The following is a 202-nucleotide window of genomic DNA, read 5'->3' as shown; positions in this document are numbered from 1 at the left end:
CGAGCAGAGTATAGTGCGCATCCACGGACGCGGGGTGGAGCAGCCTGGTAGCTCGTCGGGCTCATAACCCGAAGGTCGTCAGTTCAAATCTGGCCCCCGCAACCAATTAAAATTTGATGAAGTATAAGCAGTACGGTGACGCGGGGTGGAGCAGCCTGGTAGCTCGTCGGGCTCATAACCCGAAGGTCGTCGGTTCAAATCC

1 tRNA gene is annotated in these 202 nt (G+C 56.9%); it reads left to right on the top strand.

The features are described from left to right. Nucleotides 1-28 precede the first annotated feature (28 nt). Nucleotides 29-105 (top strand) — tRNA-Met (locus OGX89_RS00010). Nucleotides 106-202 lie beyond the last annotated feature (97 nt).

The organism is Citrobacter sp. Cpo103 (assembly GCF_030332605.1).
Taxonomy (GTDB): domain Bacteria; phylum Pseudomonadota; class Gammaproteobacteria; order Enterobacterales; family Enterobacteriaceae; genus Citrobacter; species Citrobacter portucalensis.
Note: the sequence above shows the minus strand (reverse complement) of the source record. Positions and strands in the feature narration are given on the sequence as shown.